Raw genomic sequence first — 23,303 nt, forward strand, 5'->3', positions numbered from 1 at the left:
CGACGAGTGCGGTTAGGATCACGGAGGGGCGGCACGCCGGTCGCTGCTGCGGACGGGCAGGATCGGGTGGGACGACGCCGGCGAGGGAGGGACGTATGGCCCCGGAACCGGTCCGGCTGCACCAGGTCACCCGCTGGCCGATCTGGTCCATCCCGGGACGGCTGCTCGGCCCGGTCCTCGCCGTGGAGCTGCTGGCGGTCTGCCTGGTCCTGGCCGGACTGCTGAACCCGCCCCGGCTCGACCACTCGACGCTGGTGCTGCTCGCCACCCTGACCGTGGCCGGGATCCTGCACACCGAGGTCGTGGCCGGCGTCGAACGCATCCGGCGCTACACCGCCGAGACCCACCACGTGAACCTGACCTCGGTCTGGACCTTCGCCTCGGCCCTGCTGCTGCCACCGGTACTGGGCGCGTTCGTGGTGGTGGTCGTCTACACCCACCTCTACGTCCGGGTGCTGCGGCCGGTGCCGCCCCCGGACCGCAGGCCGGTCTACCGCGAGGTCTACAGCACCGCGACGGTCATCCTGTCCGTGCACGCGGCGGCCGGGGTGCTCGCCGCGACCCGGCCCGGTGAGCTCTACGGCAGCCTGCCCGGCACCCTCGCGCTGCTGCTCGCGCTGCTGACCTACACCGTCGTCAACACCTGCCTGGTGCTCGGCGTGGTCGCGGTGGCCAGCCCGGACACCCGGGTGGTGCGCATCCTGTTCGGCGGCGACGAGCTCACCCTGGAGCTGGCGACCCTCTGCCTGGGGGCGCTGACGGCGGGAGCGCTGGCCGCGAGCGGGCCGTTCGTCGCGCTGCTCGCGGTGCCGCCCATCCTGGCCCTGCACCGCACGATCCTGGTCCGCCAGCTGCGCGAACGGGCCGACACCGACGCCAAGACCGGGCTGCTCAACCACGCGGCCTGGCACCTGCGCGGGACCCACGAGCTGACCCTCGCCGAACGCGAACGGCGGCCCGCGGCGCTGCTGATCCTCGACCTGGACCACTTCAAGGAGATCAACGACACCCACGGCCACCTCTACGGCGACCAGGTCCTCGCCGCCACCGCCCAGGTGCTGCGCGAGGAGCTGCGCGACCACGACCTCGTCGGCCGGTTCGGCGGGGAGGAGTTCGTCGTGCTGCTCCCCCGGCTCTCCGGGAACGACGGGCGCGAGGAGGTCCGCCAGATCGCCGAGCGCCTGCGCAGGCGGATCGCGGGCGACTCCGGCCCGGTGGCACCGCCGGACGGGGTCCCGGCCCAGCGGCTGCCCGCACCGTCCCCGGGCGCCGCCGGGACCGACGGCCGTCCGTCGCCCCGGGCCGGCGCCGGGATCACCGTCTCGATCGGCGGGGCGCTGTTCCCCGACGACGGCCACGCCCTGACCGGCCTGCTCGAGGTCGCCGACTCCGCCCTCTACGCGGCCAAGCGGGCCGGGCGCGACGCCGTGCGGATCGGGCGCCACACCTTCCCCGCCGAGTCCGAGCACGCCTGACGCCCCCGGCCGACTCCCGCTGCCGCCGGGACGGCGCCGGTCGGCCGCCACGGCCCCGGCACCCGCCGCGACCCGCCGTGGCCCGGCTCCCGCCGCGACCCGCCACGGCCAGGCGCCGACCGACCGCCGCGGCCCGGCCGTGGCGGAACCGGTCGCCGCAGGTCAGCGGCCGGGGACGCTCCCGTCGCGCCCGGTCCGGACCTGGTCGCGTCCGGCCCGCTTGGCCGCGTAGAGGGCGTGGTCGGCGACCTGCAGCAGCTCGTCGAGGGACTCGCCGTCGCCGCCGGTCACCGCGACCCCGACCGACACCGACAGGTCGCAGATGGTGATGCCGCCGCCCGGGCCGTCGACGTGCACGGCCAGCGACCGGACGGTCCGCCGGATGCGCTCGGCCGCGTTGTGGGCGAGCTCGCGCCCCTCCGGCCCCACCGGCAGCCCGGCCAGGAGGACGACGAACTCCTCCCCACCGAAGCGCCCGACCGGGTCGACCTCGCGGACCTGGGCCTTCAGCGTCCCGGCGACGGCGGAGAGCACCTCGTCGCCGGCCAGGTGGCCGTAGCCGTCGTTGACGGCCTTGAAGTGGTCCAGGTCGAGGATCAGCACCGCGACGGCACCGCGCTGGCGCCGGGCCCGGGCGAGCGCCCGGTGCGCCCGGCCCCGCCACGCGACGGCGGTCAGCAGGTTGGTCTTGGCGTCGGTGTTCGCCCGCTCCTCCAGCTGCCGGATCAGCACCGCCCGGTGCAGCACCAGCAGCGGCGGGAGGACCAGCAGCACGAGCAGCACCTGGCGCTGCACGGCGAGCGCGGCCAGTACCGCCAGGCACAGCGTCGCGGCCTCCAGCACGTGGTCGTCCCCGTCCCCCACCAGACGTCGCCACTCCGGGCGGTGCGGCGAGGACAGCGCCAGCGCGGTCGCGACGAGCAGCTGGTTGACCAGTCCGTAGACCGCCATGGCCAGCAGCAGCGACAGGTAGCCGACCACCCGGCTCCCGCCGCCGACCCCCGCGGCCGCGGTGAGCGACTCGGACGGGACGAGGACCGAGGCGGCCATCGCGGCGAGCACGACGGTCGCGGTCGTGTAGGCGTGCCGGTACAGCTGCGCCCCGGCGGGGCGCCAGACCCGCCACCACAGGTGGCCGTAGACGGCGACGACCACCAGGCCCGCCACCCCCGGCGGCAGCAGCAGGGCGGCCGCGAAGGTCCAGACCGTCGACAGGTCGAAGTAGGAGACGTGTGCGACCCGACGGCGCACCCGCTCGATGCCGGTCGCCATCTCGGTGTGCACCGCGCCGAGCGCCGTGAGGCCGAGTGCGCCGAGTGCCAGCAGGCCGGTGTCGCGGTCCCACGGCAGCCGGGCCACGTCGGTCACGACGAGCACCACGGCGGTGAGCTCGACGAGCACCAGTACGGCGAGCACCCGTGCCGGCAGGCCGCGGAAGGGCCAGCGGGGACGTTCGGGGTCGCCACTCCCGATCCCGGTCACGAGTACCTACCCGAACGGACGGGACCGATCGGCACATCGCGTTCGTCCGACACCGTCGATGTCACCCGAACGGGTATGATGGTCGTCGATTCGTCACGATGAGTGACAGAAGAGGCGGCGGTGCCGCCATACCGGACGACAGGAGGTGACGTCGTGCGCAACCGAGGCTGGTGAGCACCGGGAACCACGCGTGCCGGGGTCATGCGACCGCCCCCGGACCGGCCGACCGGAGCATCCGGACCGCACCGAGGGCGAGCACGATCCCCACCGCACCGAACACACCGAGCGCCGTCGCGGGAGCGGTCCACTCGGCCAGTATCCCGCCGGCGAAGACCGCGACCCCCTGGGTCGCCACGAGACCCGACGCGGCGACGCCCACGGCGCTCCCGCGGACCGCGCTCGGCGTCGCCCGCGCGAAGCCCGACTGGGCCGCGATCAGGCAGGCCGTGGCGCATGCTCCCGACACCGCCCAGAGTGCGACCGCCTGCCACAGGCCGGCCGCCAGCGGCGTCAGTGCGAGCGGCAGCGCCGCCCCGACGGCCAGCGGCACCAGGCCGCGCTCACGCAGCCGGGCCGGCAGCACGTAGGCGACGACCAGGGCCCCGACCGCGCTGCCCGCCGGGTCGGCCGCCATCAGCAGCCCGGTCGCCGCCGGGCCCGCCCCGATCGCGACGGCGTAGGCCGCCGCCAGCGCCTCGGGCAGCACGAAGATGCCGAGCATCCAGGCCATGAGGGCCAGCGAACGCCGCCGGGGGTGGCCGAACACGACCGGCAGACCGGCCAGCGCCGACCGCCACCAGGCGCCGGACCGGGCCCCCCACCGCGTCGCCGACCCGGGCTCCGACGCGGCCGCGGCCGGCGCGGTCGCCGCCGACGGTCCGGCCGCGACCGCCGCGTGCCGGGACCGGACACCGAGGCCGACGAGAACCGCCGAGCCGACGAACGTCGCGGCGTCGACCAGCAGGGCGCCGCGCGGGGTCAGCGTCGCGACGAGCAGACCGCCCCCCGCGAAGCCCGCCACCTGCGCCACCTGCACCGAGACCTGACGCAGCGCCAGGCCACGGGCGAGCAGGTCCCCGGACAGCAGGTCGGGCAGCAGGGCCGAGCGGGCCGCGGTGTGCGGGCCGCCCAGCAGGACGACCAGCACCAGCAGCGCCCCCAGGACCGGCAGCCCGGGACCGGGCACGGCCATGGCGACGACGAGACCGGCCCGGACCAGGTCGGTCCCGATCAGCAGCCGGCGACGCGGCCACCGGTCGGCGAGGTGGCCGAGCAGCAGCCCACCGAGCAGGGCGGGCAGGAAGGTCAGCGCGTAGACCCCCGCCGACCACGCCACCGAGCCGGTCTCGCTCAGGACCAGGACGGTCAGCGCGACCCGCGCGACCTGGTCGCCGGCGACCGACAGGACCTCCGCGGTCCACAGCGCGCGGAAGTCCGGGACGGAGAAGGGGCCGCGGACGCCGGCGGCGGGATCGGGGTCGCGAGGCTCGTCGTCTCCCGTCCCGGAGCCGCCGCGCTCGACCATCGGCGTGGGGTCCCTTCGGAGTCCGGCGTGGGCGGCCCGCTGCGGACCCGGCACCCGACCTCGGCGCGGGGGCCTACCACCTCGGCGTCGGCGGCGGGCAGGAGTTCCCGTCGAGCCTAGGTACACCCCGCCCGGTCGTCGCCCCGGATGATCCGCGTGAAGCCGGGCGGCGCAACGACGGCGGCGAACGGCGTATGAGCGGCGTCACAGGCCCGTCACGTGCGTCGCCATCGACGGCAAACGGTCGACGGCAAGCGGTCGACGTGACCGTCCCGCAACGGTCCGCTCCGGCATCAGAGCAGGTCCACGACGTGGGCCGTCTCGTTCACCGTCCGGACCTTGCGCATCCCGTCACGGGCGCACACCACCCGCGAGATCCCGACGTAGTCCAGCGGGAACGGCAGGTCCCGGCCGATGCCCAGCACCTCGGCGAGGTAGGCGTTGACCACGCCCGCGTGCGCGACGACGACCACCGTCACCCGCCCCGGGTGCGCCGCGACGACCTCCTCGATCCCGGCGCACACCCGGGCCCGGAACGCGGCGCCGTCGACGTGCTCGGGCAGGTGCCCGGCCCGCATCCGCTCCCAGGCCGCCGGGTCGGCCTGCGCCATCCGGGCGACCGGGACGTAGAGCGAGCGTTCGGCGTCGTACTCGCGCAGGTCGGCGCGGGTGTGCGGGATGAGACCGCGCTCGCGTGCGAGCGGCTCGGCGGTCTGGACCGCGCGGAGCATCGTGCTGGTGTGCAGCGCGTCGACCGGGGTGCCGGCCAGCGCGTCGACCAGCCGGGCGGCCTGGTCCCGGCCCTGCGGCGCGAGGCCCGGGTCGGCGTGGGTGCCGTCGTCGTGCTCGACGGCCTCGGGCAGCGCGTGCCGGACGAGCAGCAGGTGCACCCGCTCAGCCCGGGACGTGCGCGTCGTGCCCGGCGGCCCGCAGCGCCGTGCGCAGGGCCTCGGCGTGCCCGTCCTGCTCGGCGCCGTCGACGGTGGCGGCCGCGTTCGCGAAGTCGAAGGCCCGCATGTCCCAGGCCGGGAACACGTGGACGTGCAGGTGGGGCACCTCGAACCCGGCGACCAGCAGACCGACCCGGGGCGGCGACCAGATCTCGCGCACCGCGAGCCCGACGGTCCGCGACACCTCGGTGAGGTGGGCGACGAGCCCGGCGTCGGCGTCGACCCACTGGTCGATCTCCGCGCGCGGCACGACGAGGGTGTGCCCCGGGCCGAGCGGGTTGATCGACAGGAACCCGACGCACTGCTCGTCGGCCCAGACGAACCGGCCCGGGATCTCGCCGTTGATGATCTTCGTGAAGACGGTGGCCACGGATCCGGACCCTAGTGGCCCGCGGCGCGGGGTGAGGAACGGCGGGCGCGGGGCCCCCGGCCACCCTAGGATTTCGGGCATGCCCCGCACCATCGCCCGCAGTGACCGCGTCGACCGGGACGAGCTGCTCGAGTTCGTCCGTCCCCGGCACCACATGGTGCTGATGACCACCCGTTCCGACGGCGGCGTGCAGGCCTCCCCGGTCACCGGCGGCGTCGACGACGACGGGCGCATCGTGATCGCCACCTACCCCGAGCGCGCCAAGTCGGCCAACGTCGCGAAGGCCGGCCGGGCCGCGGTCGTGGTGCTGAGCGAGGAGTTCGACGGCGCCTGGGTGCAGGTCGAGGGCGACGCCGAGCTCATCACGCTGCCGGACGCGCTCGAGCCGCTGGTCGACTACTTCCGCGCCATCTCCGGCGAGCACCCGGACTGGGACGAGTACCGCCGCGCCATGTCCGACCAGGGGAAGGCCCTGATCCGCATCACCCCGGCCCGGTGGAGCCCGGTCGCCACCGGCGGCTTCCCCGCCCGGCTCGCCGACTCCTGACCGTTCCTGGGACGATCGACCGCCCCCGTCCGCAGCTGCTGCGGACGCGGAGGTGATGTGGCGTGGACCGCCGACGGTCCCGCCCACCATGCGGCAACGGTGCCCGCCCGACACAGTGTGAGCGCGCCCGCGGCCTGCGGCCGGGGCGCGCGACGAGAGGACGCAGACCATGCAGGCCTGGCCCGGGCACGCCTATCCGCTGGGTGCCAGCTACGACGGCACCGGCACCAACTTCGCACTGTTCTCCGAGCTCGCCGAGGGCGTGGAGCTGTGCCTGTTCTCCCCCGACCCCGGCGCCCCCGGCGGTCTCGCCGAGACCCGGGTGCCGCTGACCGAGGTCGACGGCTTCGTCTGGCACGGCTACCTGCCCGGCATCGAGCCCGGCCAGCGCTACGGCTACCGGGTGCACGGACCGTACGACCCGGCCCAGGGCCTGCGCTGCAACCCGAACAAGCTGGTCATCGACCCCTACGCCAAGGCCCTCGACGGCCCGGTCGACTGGGACGAGGCCGTGTTCGGCTACAAGTTCGGGGACCCGGACTCGCGCAACGACACCGACTCCGCGCCGCACGTGCCGAAGTCGGTCGTCGTGAACCCGTACTTCGACTGGGGCTCGGACCGTCCGCCGAAGATCCCCTACAACGAGACCGTCGTCTACGAGGCGCACGTGCGGGGGCTGACCATCCAGCACCCCGACGTCGAGGAGGAGCTGCGTGGCACCTACTCCGGCGTCGCGCACCCGGCGATGATCGAGCACTACAAGCGGCTCGGGATCACCGCCGTCGAGCTGATGCCGGTGCACGAGTTCGTGCAGGACCACCACCTCACCGAGAAGGGCCTGTCGAACTACTGGGGCTACAACACCATCGGCTTCCTGGCCCCGCACCACGCCTACTCGGCCGGTTCCATCCGGTCCGGCACCCAGGTCGCGGAGTTCAAGGCGATGGTGCGCGACCTGCACGACGCGGGCATCGAGGTCATCCTCGACGTGGTCTACAACCACACCGCCGAGGGCTCGGACATGGGCCCGACGCTGTCCATGCGCGGCATCGACAACCACGCCTACTACCGGCTGGTCGACGACGACGCCCGCTACTACATGGACTACACGGGCACCGGGAACTCGCTCAACGTCCGCAACCCGCACACCCTGCAGCTGATCATGGACTCGCTGCGGTACTGGGTCACCGAGATGCACGTCGACGGCTTCCGGTTCGACCTCGCCTCCACCCTGGCGCGGGAGTTCTACGACGTCGACCGGCTCTCGACCTTCTTCGACCTCGTCCAGCAGGACCCGGTGATCTCGCAGGTCAAGCTGATCGCCGAGCCGTGGGACGTCGGCCCCGGCGGCTACCAGGTCGGCAACTTCCCGCCGCTGTGGACCGAGTGGAACGGCAAGTACCGCGACACCGTCCGCGACTTCTGGCGCGGCGAGGCGGGCACCCTCGGCGAGTTCGCGTCCCGGATCACCGGCAGCTCGGACCTCTACCAGGGCGACGGCCGGCGCCCGTACGCCTCGATCAACTTCGTGACCGCGCACGACGGCTTCACCCTGGCCGACCTCGTGTCCTACAACGAGAAGCGCAACGAGGCCAACGGCGAGGACGGCAACGACGGCGAGAGCCACAACCGGTCCTGGAACTGCGGCGTCGAGGGCCCCACCGACGACGAGACGGTGCTGGAGCTGCGGGCCCGCCAGCAGCGCAACTTCCTGGCGACGCTGCTGCTGTCCCAGGGCACCCCGATGCTGCTGCACGGCGACGAGGCCGGACGCACCCAGGGCGGCAACAACAACGTCTACTGCCAGGACAACGAGATCGCCTGGCAGGACTGGGAGCTGGCCGGCAAGCACGACGCGCTGACCACCTTCACCGCGGGCGTCGCCGCGCTGCGGCACGCGCACCCGGTGTTCCGCCGCCGCCGGTTCTTCGCCGGCCGCCCGATCGGCCGGTCCTCCACCAGCGAGGACGTCGCCGACATCGGCTGGTTCACCCCGGCCGGCCGGGAGATGACCGAGGAGGACTGGGACAACGACCTGGGCCGCTCGGTCGTCGTGTTCCTCAACGGCGGCCAGATCGCCGACGTCGACCAGCGCGGGCAGCGGATCGTCGACGACTCGTTCCTGCTCTGCTTCAACTCCTACTGGGAGGACATCGACACCACACTGCCGCCCGCCGAGTTCGGGCAGGCGTGGGAGATCGTCGTCGACACCCACGCCGGCGAGGTGCACCCGCCGAACGCCGCCGGCGTCACCGGGACCGACCTCGACCCGGTGTCCGCGGGCTCGGTGCTGACGCTGCCCGCCCGTTCCCTGCTCGTCCTGCGATCGAAGGGCTGAGGCGTGACGCGCCTTCCGGGATCGACCTACCGGCTGCAGCTGTCGGCGGAGCAGACCTTCGCCGACGCGGCCGCGCTCACCGGCTACCTGGACCGGCTGGGGATCGGGGCGCTCTACGCCTCCCCCCTGCTGGAGTCCACGGCCGGGTCCACCCACGGCTACGACGTGACCGACCCGACCCGGGTGTCGGGTGAGCGCGGTGGTGAGCAGGGGCTGCGGTCGCTGCTCGCGACGCTGCGCGAGCACGGGCTGACGATGCTGATCGACATCGTCCCCAACCACGTCGGCGTCGCGAAGCCCGCGGAGAACCCGTGGTGGTGGGACGTGCTCACGCACGGCGAGGCGTCGCGGTGGGCGGGACACTTCGACGTCGACTGGGGCGCCGGGCCGATCCTGCTGCCGGTGCTCGACGCTGACGAGGAGAAGGCGCTCACCGAGCTGTCGGTGACCGACGGCGAGCTCCGCTACTACGAGCACCGCTTCCCGCTCGCGCCCGGGACCGGCGAGGGCACCGCGCAGGAGGTGCACGACCGCCAGCACTACCGGCTCGTGTCCTGGCGGCGCGGCGCCGCAGAGCTGACCTACCGGCGGTTCTTCGACGTCAGCGACCTCGCCGCGGTCCGGGTCGAGGACCCGGCGGTGTTCGCCGACGCCCACCGCACGGTGCTCGACATCGTGCGCTCCGACGACACCGTCGTCGGGCTGCGGGTGGACCACCCGGACGGCCTGTCCGACCCGGGCGGCTACGCCCGCCGGCTGCGCGCCGAGCTCGGCCCGGGCCGGTGGCTGCTCGTCGAGAAGATCCTCGGGGTCGGCGAGGAGCTCCCGATCTCCTGGCCGGTCGACGGCACCACCGGCTACGAGGCACTGCGCGAGGTCTGCGGGGTGCTCGTCGACCCGGACGGGGCGGGGCTGCTCACCCAGTTCGCCGCCGAGCACACCGGGGAGAAGCGCTCCGCGCACGCCGTCGAGGACGACGGCCGCCACCTCGTCGTCCGGGAGATCCTGGTCGCGGAGGTGCGCCGGATCGCCGACGCCTTCCGCGCGGGACCCGGCGCCGACTCCGGCACCACCGGGCTCGACCTGGCCGACGTCGCCGCCGAGGACCTGCACGACGCGGTCGCCGAGCTGCTGTGCGGGTTCCCGGTCTACCGCTCCTACCTCACCCCGGAGATCACGGAGGGCCGGGCGGCCGCCGACACCGCGGTCGCGGTGGCGCGCACCCGCCGCCCCGACCTGGCCGCGGTCCTGGGGGCGCTGCACTCCGGGCTGGTCCGCGAGCCCGGGTCGGACTACGCGACCCGGCTGCAGCAGACCTCCGGGATGGTCACCGCGAAGGGCGTCGAGGACACCGCCTTCTACCGGTACAACCGGCTCGTCGCGCTGAACGAGGTCGGGGGCGACCCGGCCCGGTTCGGGGTGACGCCCGAGGAGTTCCACACCGGGCTCGCCCGCCGGGAGGCCGGGCGGTCGCGCACCATGACCTCGCTGTCCACGCACGACACGAAGCGCTCGGAGGACGTCCGGGCGCGGCTCGCCGTGCTCGCCGAGCGTCCCGCGTCGTGGGCGGCGAAGGTCCGCGAGTGGTCGGTGCGCCACCCGCTGCCGGACCGGTCGCTGGAGCTGCTGGCCTGGCAGTCGCTGGTCGGGGCGTGGCCGATCCCGGCCGACCGGCTCGCGGGCTACCTCGGCAAGGCCTCCAAGGAGGCCAAGCTGGCGACCTCGCACATCGACGCCGTCGCCGAGGTCGACGAGGCGATCGCGGCCTGGCCGGAGCAGGTGCTCGCCGACACCGAGCTCGTCGCCGAGATCGAGACGTTCGTCGCGGAGATCGCCGAGCCCGGCTGGTCGAACTCGCTGGCCCAGAAGCTCCTGCAGATGGCCGGGCCCGGTGTGCCGGACGTGTACCAGGGCACCGAGCTGTTCGAGTACTCGCTGGTCGACCCGGACAACCGGCGCCCGGTCGACTGGGACGCCCGGCGCGCGATCCTGGAGCGTCTCGACGCCGGCGAGCAGCCACCGGTCGACGGAGGCGGTGCGGCGAAGCTGCTGGTCACCTCGGCGACGGCGCGGCTGCGGCGGTTCCGCCCGGAGCTGTTCAGCGGCTACGGCCGGGTCGACGCCCAGGGCACCGCGGCGGAGCACGCCGTCGCGTTCTCCCGCGGCGGGGGCGCGCTCGTCGCCGTCGCGACCCGGCTGCCCGAGGGGCTGGCCCGCCGCGGCGGGTGGGGCGACACCCGGCTGCCGCTGCCCGGCGGCTTCGACGACTGGCACGACATGATCGGGAACCGCCCGGTGGACGGTCCCGCGCCCGCCCTGTCGGACCTGCTCTCGCGCTACCCGGTCGCGCTGCTGGTGCGCCCGGCCTGACCTGCGGTCACCGTGCCCCGGCCGCCGACGGCGACCGGGGCACGCGCGTGTGCGGGGCTCAGGGCTCCTCGACGACGTGCACCGCGGCCTCCTCGGCCGAGGCACCGGCGCCGTCGATGCCGGCGTCGCCCGCGACGAGATCCTTCTCGCCGCCGTCGCTGCCGTCGAAGGACGCGTCGTCGATGGTGAGCCGGCCCGCCCGGGCGTCGCCGACCTCGTCGTCGCGCAGCTCGCCGTCGGTGCCGGGGGCGTCGCCGAGGTACTCCCCCGTCGCGTCGTCGACGTCACGGTCCGGGCGCTCGGGGGCCGCGGGGTCGGTGGTGTTCCACGGGTCGGGGACCTCGTCGGCCAGCCGCTCGTCGAGGCTCTCGTCGTCGCGGGCGTTCCAGGGCCGCTCGGGCGGCGAGTAGCCCTCGTCGAGCACGTCGGCCACGCCGCCGTACTCCAGGGTGTCCTCGGGCTGGAGCTGCGCGTCCTGGTCGAGGTCGTCGCCTGCGTCGGGGTCGCTCATCGGGGCAGCCTAGCGGCGCGTGACCCGGCCCACCCCCCGCCGGGCGCGCGCGGACCCCACCGGGTGCGGAAGGATCGTCGTCCGTGACGGAGTTCGCCGTGTGGGCCCCCGACAGGAACCGCGTCAGCGTGCTGGTGGGTGAGCAGCGGATCGCGCTCGACCCCGCCCCGGGGGGCTGGTGGCACACGGACCAGCCCGACCACGGGCACGGGACCGACTACGCGTTCCTGCTCGACGACGACGCCACGCCGCTGCCCGACCCCCGCTCCCGCTGGCAGCCGAAGGGGGTGCACGAGCGCTCCCGCGTCTACGACCACGACGCGTTCTGGTGGACCGACGAGACCTGGACCGGCCGGGCGCTGGCCGGGTCGGTGCTCTACGAGTGCCACATCGGCACCTTCACCGACGGCGGCACGTTCGACACGGCGATCGGCCGGCTCGACCACCTGGTGTCCCTCGGGATCGACCTGGTCGAGGTGCTGCCGGTCAACGCCGTCGACGGCCCGGTGAACTGGGGCTACGACGGCGTCGGCTGGTACGCCGTCACCGAGAACTACGGCGGCCCGGACGCCTTCAAGCGCTTCGTCGACGCCTGCCACGCCCGCGGCCTGGGCGTGGTGCTCGACGTCGTCTACAACCACCTCGGCCCGTCCGGGGCCTACCTCGACCGGTTCGGCCCGTACTTCGCCGGCTCCAACATCTGGGGCCCGTCGCTGAACCTCGACGCCGCGGGCTCCGACGAGGTCCGCCGCTACATGATCGACAACGCGCTGATGTGGCTGCGCGACTTCCACGTCGACGGGCTGCGCATCGACGCCGTCCACGCGCTGCGCGACACCCGGGCCCAGCACGTGCTGGAGCAGCTCGCCGTCGAGGTGACCGCGCTGGAGGCACACGTCGGCCGCCCGCTGTCGCTGATCGCCGAGTCCGACCTCAACGACCCGAGGATGATCACCGCCCGGGAGGGCGGCGGGCACGGCCTCGACGCCCAGTGGGCCGACGACGTCCACCACTGCCTGCACACCGTGCTCACCGGCGAGTCCCAGGGCTACTACGGCGACTTCGCCGAGGCGGGCCTCGACGGGCTCGCGCACGTGCTCACCCGCGGGTTCCTGCACGAGGGCACCTGGTCGTCGTTCCGGCGGCGCAGCCACGGCGCCCCGATCGACACCGCCCGCATCCCCGGCTCGCGGCTGGTCACCTACCTGCAGAACCACGACCAGATCGGCAACCGCGCCACCGGCGACCGGCTGACCCACACGCTGTCCCCCGGCCTGCTGGCCTGCGGCGCGGCGCTGCTGTTCACCTCCGGGTTCACCCCGATGCTGTTCATGGGCGAGGAGTGGGGCGCGCGGACGCCGTGGCAGTTCTTCTCCCGCTTCGGCGACCCGGGCCTGCAGAAGGCCGTCCGCGACGGCCGTCGCGCCGAGTTCGCCGACCACGGCTGGGACGACGCCGCCGAGGTGCCCGACCCGAACGCCGAGTCCACCTTCACCGACTCCCGGCTCGACTGGTCCGAGCCCGAGCAGGAGCCGCACGCGACGCTGCTGCGGATGCACCGCGAGCTCATCGCGCTGCGCCGCGCCTGGCCGGAGCTGTCGGACCCGTGGCTGGACCGGATCGGCGTCGACGTCCACGAGCAGGCGCGCACGCTCGTCGTCGCCCGCGGGCGGATGCGGGTGGTGGTGAACCTCGGCCCGGAGCCGGTGACGCTGTCGCTCGGGTCGGAGATCACCCGGATCCTGCTGGCGTCCGAGCCGACGACGAGTGACGGCTCCTCGTTCACCGTTCCGGCGGAGGCATTCGCCATCTGCCGCGTGGCGGAGTAGCGAGAGCCTCTCGCGTCACCCGTCCGAGTGCCGTCGTTCACCTGTTCGCCGGACACGTGACACGGCCGGGCCACACGAGACTGCGAGGGTCTGCGAGGTCGCGACGGTGCGATCCCGCGTTCGCCCCTGCGACAGACGTGAGGTCACGTGACGTCCACCCCCACCCGGTCCGCCTCGACGCCGACGGCGCCGGGTACGACCTCGCACTCTCCGCCGCGGCGACGGCGACGCTTCACCGCCCGGGACCGGCACGACTTCTGGGTGTTCCTCGCCCTGGTGCTGCCCAACGCCGCGCTGATCGTCGCCTTCGCCTACCGCCCGGTCATCGAGAACGTCCGGTACTCGCTGCTGAACTGGACCCTCGGGTCACCGTCGGCGACGTTCGTGGGGCTCGGGAACTACGTCGCGTTCCTGACCTCGTCGTCGTCGGCGGAGATCGTCTGGACGACGCTGATGTTCACCGTCGTGACCGTCGGTGGGTCGATGGTGCTGGGCCTGCTGATCGCGCTGGCGCTCAACCGGCGGGTGCCGGGGACCGGCGTCGCGCGGGCCGCGGTGTTCTCCCCCTACGTGCTGTCCGGGGTCGGTGTCGGGCTGGTGTGGCTGTTCGTGTTCGACCCGTCGATCGGGGTGCTCGGCGCGGTCGTCCGGGCCTTCGGCGGGACCGCACCGGACTTCTTCAACGACCCGTCGATGTCGCTGGCGATGATCTGCATCGTCTACGTCTGGAAGAACATGGGCTACGCCGCGGTGATCTACCTGGCGGGCCTGCAGTCGATCCCGAAGGACCTGCTGGAGGCCGCCGCGCTGGACGGGGCGTCGTCGACGCGGACGTTCTTCCGGGTGGTGCTGCCGCTGCTCTCGCCGGTCACGTTCTTCCTGGTCGTCACCAGCGCGCTGAACTCGCTGCAGGCCTTCGACCTGATCCGGATCATGACCCCGCTCGGGCAGGGCACGACCACGCTGATCTACGAGGCCTACCTGCAGGCGTTCGGGTCGAGCAACCGGGCCGGCTACTCGGCGGCGGTGTCGACGATCCTGTTCGTGGTGCTGGTGGTCTTCACCCTGGTCCAGCTGCGGTGGATGGAGCGGCGGGTGCACTACGCATGACCACCACCGCTCCGGAGCCCCGGTCGTCCCGCGCGCTGTCGCCGCGGGCCCTGTTCGAGGTCGTGACCAGCGCCTACGTCCCGCTGCTGGTGGCCGTGCTCGTCGTGCTGTTCCCGCTGCTGTGGATGACGCTGTCGTCGTTCAAGCCGCTGACCGAGATCATCACCCAGACCCCGGCGCTGCTGCCCGCCGCGCCGACGACGGAGAACTACTCCACCGTCGCCGAGCGCCTGCCGTTCGCCCGGGTGTTCCTCAACTCGGTGCTGGTCACCGCGGTCGGTGCCGCGCTCAAGGTGGCGCTGGCCGTGTTCACCGCCTACGGGCTGGTGTTCGTCCGTTTCCCGTTCAAGAACTGGATCTTCGCCGGGCTGCTGGTGACGCTGATGGTGCCGCCGCAGGTGGCACTGCTGCCGAACTACACGCTGATCACCGCGCTCGGCGGCGCGGACACCTACTGGGGCATCATCCTGCCCGGTCTCGGGACGGCGTTCGGCACGTTCCTGCTGCGCCAGCACTTCCGCACGCTGCCGCCGAGCCTGCTCGAGGCCGCGGAGCTCGACGGCGCCGGGCACTGGCGCCGGCTCACCCGGGTCATCCTGCCGGTGTCCGCGCCGACCGTCGCCACCGTCGCGCTGATCACCATCGTCTACGAGTGGAACGACTACCTCTGGCCGCTCGTGATCATCTCGAAGCCGGAGATGATGACGCTGCCGGTCGGGCTCACCCTGCTGGCCAACGTGGACAACCGGGCCGCGGCCTACGGCCAGCTCATGGCCGGGTCGGTCGCCGTCATCGTACCGGTCCTGATCGTCTTCATCGCGCTCCAGCGCCACATCATCGCCGGGCTGACCCAAGGTGCGGTCAAGGACTGAGACCGCTCCCCGCTCCTCCTCCCCTCACCCCGAAAGGACGCCAGCTGCCATGCATCTCGACCGTCGCGGATTCCTGAAGTTCGCCGGCATCACCGGCGCCGCCGCGGCGCTGGCCGCCTGCGGTGGCCCCTCCACCAGCGGCGGCGGGCCCGCCGCCGTCCCGGAGGTCGACTACTCCGGCGTGCAGCCGGCGAAGGAGATCACCTGGTGGACGAACAACCCGGGTAGCTCGGAGAAGGTGTCGCGCCAGATCATCGACGCCTACCAGCGGGCCAACCCGGGCACGAAGGTCAACCTGGTGACCGCGGGCGCGAACTACGAGGAGATCGCGCAGCGCTTCCAGACCGCGCAGGCCGGCGGCGGCTCCCAGCTGCCCGACCTCGTCGTGCTCTCCGACGTCTGGTGGTTCCGCTACTACATGCAGCGCTCCATCGTGCCGATGGACCCGCTGATCGCCGCGACCGGCATCGACACCGCCGACTACCAGCAGCAGCTGATCGAGGACTACCGCTACGACGGCAAGCTCTGGGCGCTGCCCTGGGCCCGTTCGACGCCGATCTTCTACTACAACAAGGCGCACTGGCAGAAGGCCGGTCTGCCCGACCGCGCTCCCGCGACCTGGGCCGAGATGGCCGGGTGGGGGCCGAAGCTGCAGGCCGCGGGGACCGGCGCGCAGAAGGCGTACCAGCTCCCCGCCCTGGCCGACTACGCCGGCTGGTCGTTCCAGAACAACCTCTGGGGCGAGGGCGGTGCCTGGTCGAACGAGTGGGACGTCACCTGCGACTCCCCCGAGGCGGTCCGCGCGGTCTCGGCCCTGCAGAACGCGGTGACCTCGGGCTGGGCCGGCGTCGCCGCCACCGACGGCACCACCGACCTGGGTGCCGGGGCGGTGTCGGCGACGGTCGGCTCCACCGGCTCGCTGGTCACCGTGCTCGACGCGGCCCGGTTCGACGTCGGCGCCGGATTCCTGCCCGCGGGCCCGGTCGCCGGGCCGGTGTGCCCGACCGGCGGCGCGGGGCTCGGGATCCCGGCCGGGGTCCCGCCGGAGCGCCAGCTCGCCGCGGCGGCGTTCGCGAAGTTCCTGACCAGCCCGGAGAACACGGTGCTGTTCTCCCAGGCCACCGGCTACCTCCCGATCCGCACCTCGGCGAACACCGGGCCGCTGCTCGCCCAGACCCCGCTGCGCAAGGTCGCGATCGACCAGCTCGACCGGACCCGCACCCAGGACCGGGCGCGCGCGTTCTTCCCGGGCGCCGACCAGGAGATCGCGCGGACCTGTGCCAACATCCTCAACCAGCGGGCCGACGTGCAGGGCGAGCTCACCACCCTCAAGGGCACGCTGACCCGGATCTTCGACACCGACGTGAAGCCCAACATCTGATGGCGGGACGCTGACATGGCAACGGTCACCTACGACTCGGCGACGCGGATCTACCCCGGGTCGGACACCCCCGCCGTCGACGGGCTGGACCTGGAGATCGCCGACGGCGAGTTCCTCGTGCTCGTCGGGCCGTCCGGCTGCGGGAAGTCGACGTCGCTGCGGATGCTCGCGGGCCTGGAGGACGTCGACGCCGGCGCCATCCGGATCGGCGACCGCGACGTCACCGACGTCCGGCCCAAGGACCGCGACATCGCGATGGTGTTCCAGAACTACGCGCTCTACCCGCACATGACGGTCGCCGCGAACATGGGCTTCGCGCTGACCAACGCGGGCCGCCCGAAGGACGAGATCGCCCGCCGCGTCGCCGAGGCGGCGACGATCCTCGACCTGGAGGGGCTGCTGGACCGCAAGCCGCGTGCCCTGTCCGGCGGGCAGCGTCAGCGGGTCGCGATGGGCCGCGCGATCGTGCGCGAGCCCGCCGTGTTCTGCATGGACGAGCCGCTGTCCAACCTGGACGCGAAGCTGCGGGTGTCCACCCGCACCCAGATCGCGTCGCTGCAGCGGCGCCTGGGTGTCACCACCGTCTACGTCACCCACGACCAGGTGGAGGCGATGACGATGGGCGACCGCGTCGCGGTGCTCTCGGGCGGGGTGCTGCAGCAGTGCGCCACCCCGCGCGAGCTCTACGAGCGGCCGGTGAACGCCTTCGTCGCCGGGTTCGTGGGGTCGCCGGCGATGAACCTGGTGACGGTGCCGGTGGACGGCTCCGGGCAGGTCGCCCTGGGTGGGGCACAGATCGCGGTGCCGGCCTCGTCGTCGGGCACGGTCACGGTCGGGATCCGGCCGGAGGACCTGCGCCCGGCCGGTGCCGGGGACGGGCTGGAGGTGACCGTCGACGTCGTCGAGGAGCTGGGGGCCGACGCCTACGTCTACGGCACCCTCACCGAGGACGCGGGGCACGACGGGGCCGGGACGACGCTGGTCGCCCGGGTCGACGCGCGCACCCCGCCGGAGCGCGGGACCCGGCTGCGGCTGGTCCCCGACCCGGACCGCACCCACCTGTTCGACGGCGGCACCGGCGCCCGCCTGGGGTGACCCGGCCACGGTGCCGCAGCCCGCGCGCTGATCCGCGGCCCGCGCGCTGATCCGCTGTCCGCGCGCAGATCCGCTCGGCGCGCGTGTCCGGACGCGCGCGCGGCGCGGATCAGCGCGCGGATCGGCGATCACCGGGGAGCGGCTCCGGACGCACCGCGGCCCCGCACCCGTGACGGGTGCGGGGCCGCGGTCCGTGTGCGGTCGGCTCAGATGAGGCCGAGCTTGGCGACGGTGTCGCGCTCCTCGACCAGCTCCGCGACGCTCGCGTCGATCTTCCCGCGGGAGAACTCGTCGATCTCCAGGCCCTGGACGATCTTCCACTCGCCGTTCTCGGAGGTGACCGGGAACGAGGAGATGATGCCCTCGGGGACGCCGTAGGAGCCGTCCGACGGGATCGCGGCGGAGGTCCAGTCGCCGGCCGGGGTACCGTTGACCCAGTCGTAGACGTGATCGATGGCGGCGTTCGCGGCCGACGCGGCCGAGGACGCGCCCCGGGCCTCGATGATCGCGGCACCGCGCTTGGCGACGGTCGGGATGAAGTCGTTCTCCAGCCACTCCCGCTCGACCTGCTCGGCGGCGATCTTGCCGCCGACCTCGGCGTGGAAGAGGTCCGGGTACTGGGTGGCCGAGTGGTTGCCCCAGATCGTGAGCTTGCTGATCTCGTCGAGGCCGACGCCGAGCTTCTTCGACAGCTGCGCCAGCGCGCGGTTGTGGTCGAGGCGGGTCATCGCGGTGAACCGCTCGGCCGGGACGTCGGGCGCGGAGGCCTGGGCGATCAGGGCGTTGGTGTTGGCCGGGTTGCCGACGACCAGGACGCGCACGTCGTCCGCGGCACCGGCGTTGATCGCCTTGCCCTGCGGGCCGAAGATGCCGCCGTTGGCCTCGAGCAGGTCGCCCCGCTCCATGCCCTTGCTGCGGGGACGGGCGCCGACGAGCAGCGCGACGTTGGTGCCGGAGAACGCGGCGTTCGCGTCGTCGAAGATGTCGATGCCGCGCAGCAGCGGGAACGCGCAGTCGTCGAGCTCCATCGCGGTGCCCTCGGCGGCCTTCACGGCCTGCGGGATCTCCAGCAGGTTCAGCTTGACCGGGGTGTCGGGCCCCAGCAGCTGCCCGGAGGCGATCCGGAAGAGCAGCGCGTAACCGATCTGGCCAGCGGCTCCGGTGACGGTAACGGTAACGGGGGTAGCAGACACGCCACGGACCCTAGCCCTGATCGCGCCTGCGTACCGCGACGGGGAGCACACCCACCGCCACGCGTGGCGGGAACCACACCGCCGGTAGCGTGGGCCGTGATGCGTGACGTCCCGGTGACCGGTCGTGCACCGGCGCCGGACCTGGCCCGCGGCGCGGCGCTGCTGCTCATCGCCGTCGCGAACGCGCACACCTTCGTCACCCACCGCGGCATCGGCGTGCGCGCCTACCCGCTCGACCCGACCGGCGTCGACGCCTGGCTCGCCGCGGCGCAGCTGACCCTGGTCGACGGCCGGGCCTATCCGCTCTTCGCGCTGCTGTTCGGCTACGGCATCGCCGGGCTCGCCCGCCGCGCGATCCGCGCCGGTGCCGGGCCCGACCAGGTCCTGGCCCTGGTGCGACGCCGGGGCGGGGCACTGTTCGCCGTCGGTGCCGCGCACGCGGTGCTGCTGTGGCACGGGGACTTCGTCGCCGCCTACGGGCTGATCGCGGTGGGCCTCGCGCCGGTGCTGGTCCGCGGGTCGACCGCGGTGCTGGTGCTCACCGGGGTGGCCGCGACGACGCTGCTGGCGCTGCTCTACGCCCCCGTCGCGCTGACCCGGTCCGACGCGGCGTCGGCGTCGCCGTCGCTGGTCGCGCCGGACGTGCTGTCGGCGGCGGTGGAGCGGTTCGGCGAGTGGCTGTTCGGCAACCTGCTGATCAGCGCGGTCGGGCTCCTGGGGGCGGCGGTCGCGGGGGTCCTCGTCGCCCGCGCCGGGTGGCTCGACGCCCCGGCCCGGCACCGTCGCGCGCTGCGCCGGGTCGCCGTCGCGGGGATCGGCGCCGGGGTCGTGGGCGGCCTGCCGCTGGGGCTGGTCGCCGCCGGGGTGTGGACGCCGTCGGAGCCGGTGGCGCTCGTGGTCGGGGTGCTGCACGCGGTGACCGGCTACGCCGCGGGCGCCGGGTACGCGGCGCTGGCCGGGCTGGTCGTCGCGCGACGGACACGCTCCGCCGGCGCGGCGCCGGACGGTCCGGGGGCCGTGTACCGGTCCCCGGGCGAGGCCGGACCGGTGCCGGGCGGGTGGGCGGCCCGCGCGCTGGTCGCGCTGGGGCGGCGCTCGCTGAGCGGGTACCTGGCGCAGTCGGTCGCGTTCGTGGCCCTGTTCCCGGCCTGGACGCTCGGGCTCGGCGCGGGCCTGCCGCTGTGGGCGGCGACGCTGTGCGGGGCCGGGGTGTGGCTGGTGACCGTCGTCGTCGCCGTGGTGGCCGGGCGCCGAGGCCACCGCGGCCCGGCCGAGGTGCTGCTGCGCCGGCTGACCTACGGCCGCACCCCGGCTCCCGCACACCGCCCCGCCGGACCATGATCGCCGGGAGTGGAGCGCCGGACGCACCCCGCTGCGTTCTGCACTCCACTCCCGGCGATCATCGTGCGGCGCGGCCGGGCCCGCGGGGCGGGCGGCGGTCTAGGCTCCCGGCATGAGCGGCACCGACCCCGCCGACCGGCCCGGACCGGACGAGCCGGCGCGGCCGGACCCGCCCGGCGCGGCCGGGGCGACGCCGTCGTGGCAGGGCGCCCCGGGGTTCTCCGGGATCGACCCCGGCTCCGTCCCGCCCCACGCCCCGCTGCCGGGGGCGCCGCCGTACCCACCGGGCACGGAGCCGGAGCGGGCCGCGGTCGCCGACCGGTCCCCGCAGCTCCCGGGCGTCGCCGCCGTGCTCCCCCGCTGTGTGGCCGCGGCGGCCGGCTGGGTGGCGGTGGCGCTGCTGCTGGCCCTGTTCACCGGGGTCGGGTCGTGGCCGCTGCGTGCGCTCGCGCTGGTCGTGCCGTGGGGGCTCGCGGCTCTGGCGTTGGTGTTCCCGGCCCGGCGCGGGGTCGGCCCCGGTGGGCTGGTGGCGCTGGCGTTCGCCCCGTTCTGGCTGATCCACGCCTTCCTGGTCGGTCTGCTCGGCTGGTGAGACCGGCCCGGTTCCGGCGACGCGTGCCCCCGGCGTCGGGCGTCGCGTTCCGGTGGTCGTGACCACGCGGACGCAACGCCCGGCGCGGCGGCCGGCGTGTGGGAGTGGCCGCAGCTCGTCGCTCCCGGACCGTCGGCCGACGACCCCCTGTCACGAATGGCGCCGGAGTGCTGCGTCGCGCAATGATGCCGCTCACACACTCGCCGCCGAGGAGGTCCTGGTGGACGGTCACGACCCGCAGGTGCTGCAGATGGCCGACGTCGCCGACCGGTGGGTGGTGCGGTGCGACTGCGGGTGCGGGGTCCTCACGCAGTACGCGTCGCGGGACGAGGCCGAGGACGCGGCCGAGCAGGCCCGCGCCGAGGCCGACCCGCCGACCGAGCGGGAGCTGGCGATCGACGACGCCGTCGAGGACGACGGCGAGCGGGCCCCCGAGCGGATCTGACCGCGACGGGGGCCGGTCCCGGCCGGTCGGCACAACGGACCGGTCCGAGCGGGCCGATCCCGGCCGGCCGCGGCGGGTCAGTCCCGGCGCCGCGAGGTGATCACTCCGGTGTCGAACCCGGCCAGGTGCAGCCCGCCGGCGAAGCGCGCGTGCTCCACCTTGAGGCACCGGTCCATCACCACGGTCAGGCCGGCGGCCTCCGCGCGGCGGGCCAGCTCCTCGTCGAACAGGCCGAACTGGAGCCAGAACGTCGACGGCGCCGGGTCGAGGGCGAGCACCTCGTCGAGCACCCCGTCGAGGTCCTCGGGGCGGCGGAACACGTCGACCAGGTCCGGCACCACCGGCAGCTCCGCGAGCGAGGGGTACACCGGGCGCCCGAGGATCGTGGTCGCGTTCGGGTTGACGAAGTACACCTCGAAACCGGTCGAGGCCAGCAGGTAGGTGGCGACGAAGTTGCTGGCCCGGGCCGGGTTCGGGCTCGCCCCGACGACGGCGACGGTGCGGGTGTCGCGCAGGATCTGCTGCCGCCGCCACGCGGGCGGGTTCTCCCAGGTCACGCGGTCTCCTTCTGCGAGGCGGTGAGGGCCTGGTCGAGGTCCCAGACGATGTCGTCCGGGTCCTCCAGCCCGACCGAGATCCGGATCATGTCCTCGGGGACGCCGGCGTGCTCCAGCTGCTCGGTGGTGAGCTGCTGGTGGGTGGTGGACCCGGGGTGCAGGACGAGGGTGCGGGCGTCGCCGACGTTGGCGAGGTGGCTGCACAGCTGCACCGACTCGATGAACCGCGCCCCGGCGGCCCGGCCACCGCGCACCCCGAACGCGAACACCGCGCCCGGCCCCGCGGGCAGGTACCGGCGAGCCCGCTGGTGGTGCCGGTGCGACGGCAGCCCGGGGTAGGTCACGTACTCCACCCGCGGGTCGGCCTCGAGCCACTCGGCGATCTTCTGCGCATTGGCGACGTGGGCCTCCATCCGCTGCGGCAGCGTCTCGACGCCCTGCATCAGCAGGAACGCCGAGTGCGCGGACAGCGTGGCGCCGACGTCGCGCAGCTGCTCGGCACGCAGCTTGGTGAGGAACCCGAGCTCCTGGAAGTTGCCCCACCAGGTGAGCCCGCCGTAGGACGGGACCGGCTCGGTCATCCCGGGGAAGCGGCCGTTGCCCCAGTCGAAGCGGCCGGACTCGATCACGACGCCGCCGAGGGTGGTGCCGTGACCGCCGAGGAACTTCGTCACCGAGTGGATCACGATGTCCGCGCCGTGCTCCAGCGGCCGGCACAGGTACGGCGTCGCCAGCGTCGCGTCGATGATCAGCGGGAGCCCGGCCGCGTGCGCGACCTCGGCGAGTCCGGCGATGTCGGCGACCTCGCCGCCCGGGTTGGACACGACCTCGGCGAAGACGAACTTGGTGTTGTCGCGGATCGCGGCGGCGTAGTCGGCCGGGTCGGTGCCCGGCACGAAGGTCGTGTCGACGCCGAAGCGGCGCAGCGTCACGTCGAGCTGGGTGATGGTGCCGCCGTACAGCCCGGCCGCGGCGACGGCGTGGTCCCCCGCCCCGGCGAGCGCGGCGAAGGTGAGGAACTCGGCGGCCTGCCCGCTGGCCGTGCACACCGCGCCGATGCCCCCGTCGAGGCTGGCCAGGCGCTCCTCCAGCGCCGCCACCGTCGGATTGGCGATCCGGGAGTAGATCAGCCCGTACTTCTGCAGCGCGAACAGCGCCGCGGCGTCGTCGGTGTCGCGGAAGACGTAGCTGGTCGTCTGGTGGATCGGCACCGCCCGGGAGCCGGTCGCGGCGTCCGGCACCGTCCCCGCGTGCACGGCCCGGGTGCGGAAGCCCCAGGCCCGGTCCTGCTGATCATCGCGCTCGCTCACACCCCCCATC

General features: G+C 74.1%; 20 protein-coding genes. 12 read left to right on the forward strand and 8 right to left on the reverse strand.

All coding sequences use genetic code 11. The features are described 5' to 3' along the window. Window positions 1-95: 95 nt before the first annotated feature. Window positions 96-1,475 (forward strand): diguanylate cyclase, encoded by a 1,380-nt coding sequence (locus KPL60_RS09800; RefSeq protein ID WP_226365602.1) that lies wholly within the window; start codon window positions 96-98, stop codon window positions 1,473-1,475. Window positions 1,476-1,637: 162 nt separating this feature from the next. Here KPL60_RS09800 and KPL60_RS34595 read toward each other — a convergent pair whose 3' ends face one another. The 4 genes from KPL60_RS34595 to KPL60_RS09820 form a co-directional block, all read right to left on the reverse strand. Beyond that, complete coding sequence (locus tag KPL60_RS34595; RefSeq protein ID WP_226365603.1) at window positions 1,638-2,957, reverse strand: GGDEF domain-containing protein; 1,320 nt, start codon at window positions 2,955-2,957, stop codon at window positions 1,638-1,640. Window positions 2,958-3,156: 199 nt separating this feature from the next. After that, window positions 3,157-4,482 carry an MFS transporter gene (locus KPL60_RS09810; RefSeq protein WP_226365604.1) on the reverse strand — a complete coding sequence of 442 codons (1,326 nt, stop codon included), beginning with the start codon at window positions 4,480-4,482 and terminating at the stop codon, window positions 3,157-3,159. A gap of 293 nt (window positions 4,483-4,775) precedes the next feature. Continuing rightward, a complete protein-coding gene (locus KPL60_RS09815) occupies window positions 4,776-5,372 on the reverse strand; it encodes a histidine phosphatase family protein (protein WP_226365605.1) in 597 nt (198 codons plus the stop codon). A 4-nt stretch (window positions 5,373-5,376) separates the two neighbouring features. Then, a complete protein-coding gene (locus tag KPL60_RS09820) occupies window positions 5,377-5,802 on the reverse strand; it encodes an HIT family protein (protein ID WP_062402348.1) in 426 nt (141 codons plus the stop codon). A gap of 79 nt (window positions 5,803-5,881) precedes the next feature. Here KPL60_RS09820 and KPL60_RS09825 point away from each other — a divergent pair, with 79 nt between their 5' ends. The 3 genes from KPL60_RS09825 to treY all read left to right on the forward strand — a co-directional run bounded on the left by KPL60_RS09825 (window position 5,882) and on the right by treY (window position 11,057). Beyond that, window positions 5,882-6,349: a PPOX class F420-dependent oxidoreductase gene (locus KPL60_RS09825; RefSeq protein WP_226356304.1), complete on the forward strand. Its 468-nt coding sequence runs from the start codon at window positions 5,882-5,884 to the stop codon at window positions 6,347-6,349. Between the two features lie 169 nt (window positions 6,350-6,518). Continuing rightward, entirely contained in the window at window positions 6,519-8,687 is a 2,169-nt protein-coding gene (gene glgX, locus KPL60_RS09830; protein ID WP_226365606.1) for a glycogen debranching protein GlgX, read from the forward strand. 3 nt (window positions 8,688-8,690) lie between these two features. Beyond that, a complete protein-coding gene (gene treY, locus KPL60_RS09835) occupies window positions 8,691-11,057 on the forward strand; it encodes a malto-oligosyltrehalose synthase (RefSeq protein WP_226365607.1) in 2,367 nt (788 codons plus the stop codon). Between the two features lie 58 nt (window positions 11,058-11,115). Here treY and KPL60_RS09840 read toward each other — a convergent pair whose 3' ends face one another. Then, a complete protein-coding gene (locus tag KPL60_RS09840; protein ID WP_226356301.1) occupies window positions 11,116-11,568 on the reverse strand; it encodes a DUF5709 domain-containing protein in 453 nt (150 codons plus the stop codon). A gap of 83 nt (window positions 11,569-11,651) precedes the next feature. On the opposite strand from KPL60_RS09840, the gene treZ reads away from it, so the two are divergent. From treZ to KPL60_RS09865, 5 genes are all read left to right on the forward strand, one after another. Further along, window positions 11,652-13,397: a malto-oligosyltrehalose trehalohydrolase gene (treZ, locus tag KPL60_RS09845; protein WP_226356300.1), complete on the forward strand. Its 1,746-nt coding sequence runs from the start codon at window positions 11,652-11,654 to the stop codon at window positions 13,395-13,397. A gap of 147 nt (window positions 13,398-13,544) precedes the next feature. Then, on the forward strand, window positions 13,545-14,507 hold the full coding sequence (locus KPL60_RS09850; protein ID WP_226365608.1) for a carbohydrate ABC transporter permease: 963 nt from the start codon (window positions 13,545-13,547) through the stop codon (window positions 14,505-14,507). Next, window positions 14,504-15,379 (forward strand): carbohydrate ABC transporter permease, encoded by an 876-nt coding sequence (locus KPL60_RS09855; RefSeq protein ID WP_226365609.1) that lies wholly within the window; start codon window positions 14,504-14,506, stop codon window positions 15,377-15,379. The genes KPL60_RS09850 and KPL60_RS09855 overlap by 4 nt, the downstream gene beginning before the upstream one ends. A gap of 49 nt (window positions 15,380-15,428) precedes the next feature. Further along, the gene (locus KPL60_RS09860; RefSeq protein WP_226365610.1) at window positions 15,429-16,760 is read left to right on the forward strand and encodes an ABC transporter substrate-binding protein; all 1,332 of its coding nucleotides are present in this window, start codon (window positions 15,429-15,431) and stop codon (window positions 16,758-16,760) included. Window positions 16,761-16,775: 15 nt separating this feature from the next. Beyond that, window positions 16,776-17,855 carry an ABC transporter ATP-binding protein gene (locus tag KPL60_RS09865; RefSeq protein WP_226356296.1) on the forward strand — a complete coding sequence of 360 codons (1,080 nt, stop codon included), beginning with the start codon at window positions 16,776-16,778 and terminating at the stop codon, window positions 17,853-17,855. A gap of 206 nt (window positions 17,856-18,061) precedes the next feature. Here KPL60_RS09865 and KPL60_RS09870 read toward each other — a convergent pair whose 3' ends face one another. Continuing rightward, window positions 18,062-19,048 carry a malate dehydrogenase gene (locus KPL60_RS09870; protein ID WP_226356295.1) on the reverse strand — a complete coding sequence of 329 codons (987 nt, stop codon included), beginning with the start codon at window positions 19,046-19,048 and terminating at the stop codon, window positions 18,062-18,064. A 99-nt stretch (window positions 19,049-19,147) separates the two neighbouring features. Here KPL60_RS09870 and KPL60_RS09875 point away from each other — a divergent pair, with 99 nt between their 5' ends. The 3 genes from KPL60_RS09875 (at window position 19,148) to KPL60_RS09885 (ending at window position 21,426) form a co-directional block, all read left to right on the forward strand. After that, window positions 19,148-20,389 (forward strand): DUF418 domain-containing protein, encoded by a 1,242-nt coding sequence (locus KPL60_RS09875; RefSeq protein ID WP_226365611.1) that lies wholly within the window; start codon window positions 19,148-19,150, stop codon window positions 20,387-20,389. Window positions 20,390-20,501: 112 nt separating this feature from the next. Then, entirely contained in the window at window positions 20,502-20,981 is a 480-nt protein-coding gene (locus tag KPL60_RS09880; protein ID WP_226356293.1) for a hypothetical protein, read from the forward strand. 220 nt (window positions 20,982-21,201) lie between these two features. Further along, window positions 21,202-21,426: a hypothetical protein gene (locus tag KPL60_RS09885; protein ID WP_226365612.1), complete on the forward strand. Its 225-nt coding sequence runs from the start codon at window positions 21,202-21,204 to the stop codon at window positions 21,424-21,426. Between the two features lie 77 nt (window positions 21,427-21,503). Here KPL60_RS09885 and KPL60_RS09890 read toward each other — a convergent pair whose 3' ends face one another. Continuing rightward, complete coding sequence (locus KPL60_RS09890) at window positions 21,504-21,983, reverse strand: CoA-binding protein (RefSeq protein WP_226356291.1); 480 nt, start codon at window positions 21,981-21,983, stop codon at window positions 21,504-21,506. Beyond that, the gene (locus tag KPL60_RS09895) at window positions 21,980-23,293 is read right to left on the reverse strand and encodes an O-acetylhomoserine aminocarboxypropyltransferase/cysteine synthase family protein (RefSeq protein WP_374228629.1); all 1,314 of its coding nucleotides are present in this window, start codon (window positions 23,291-23,293) and stop codon (window positions 21,980-21,982) included. The genes KPL60_RS09890 and KPL60_RS09895 overlap by 4 nt, the downstream gene beginning before the upstream one ends. Window positions 23,294-23,303: the final 10 nt, after the last annotated feature.

The organism is Pseudonocardia sp. ICBG162, from assembly GCF_020496225.1.
Taxonomy (GTDB): Bacteria; Actinomycetota; Actinomycetes; order Mycobacteriales; family Pseudonocardiaceae; genus Pseudonocardia; species Pseudonocardia alni.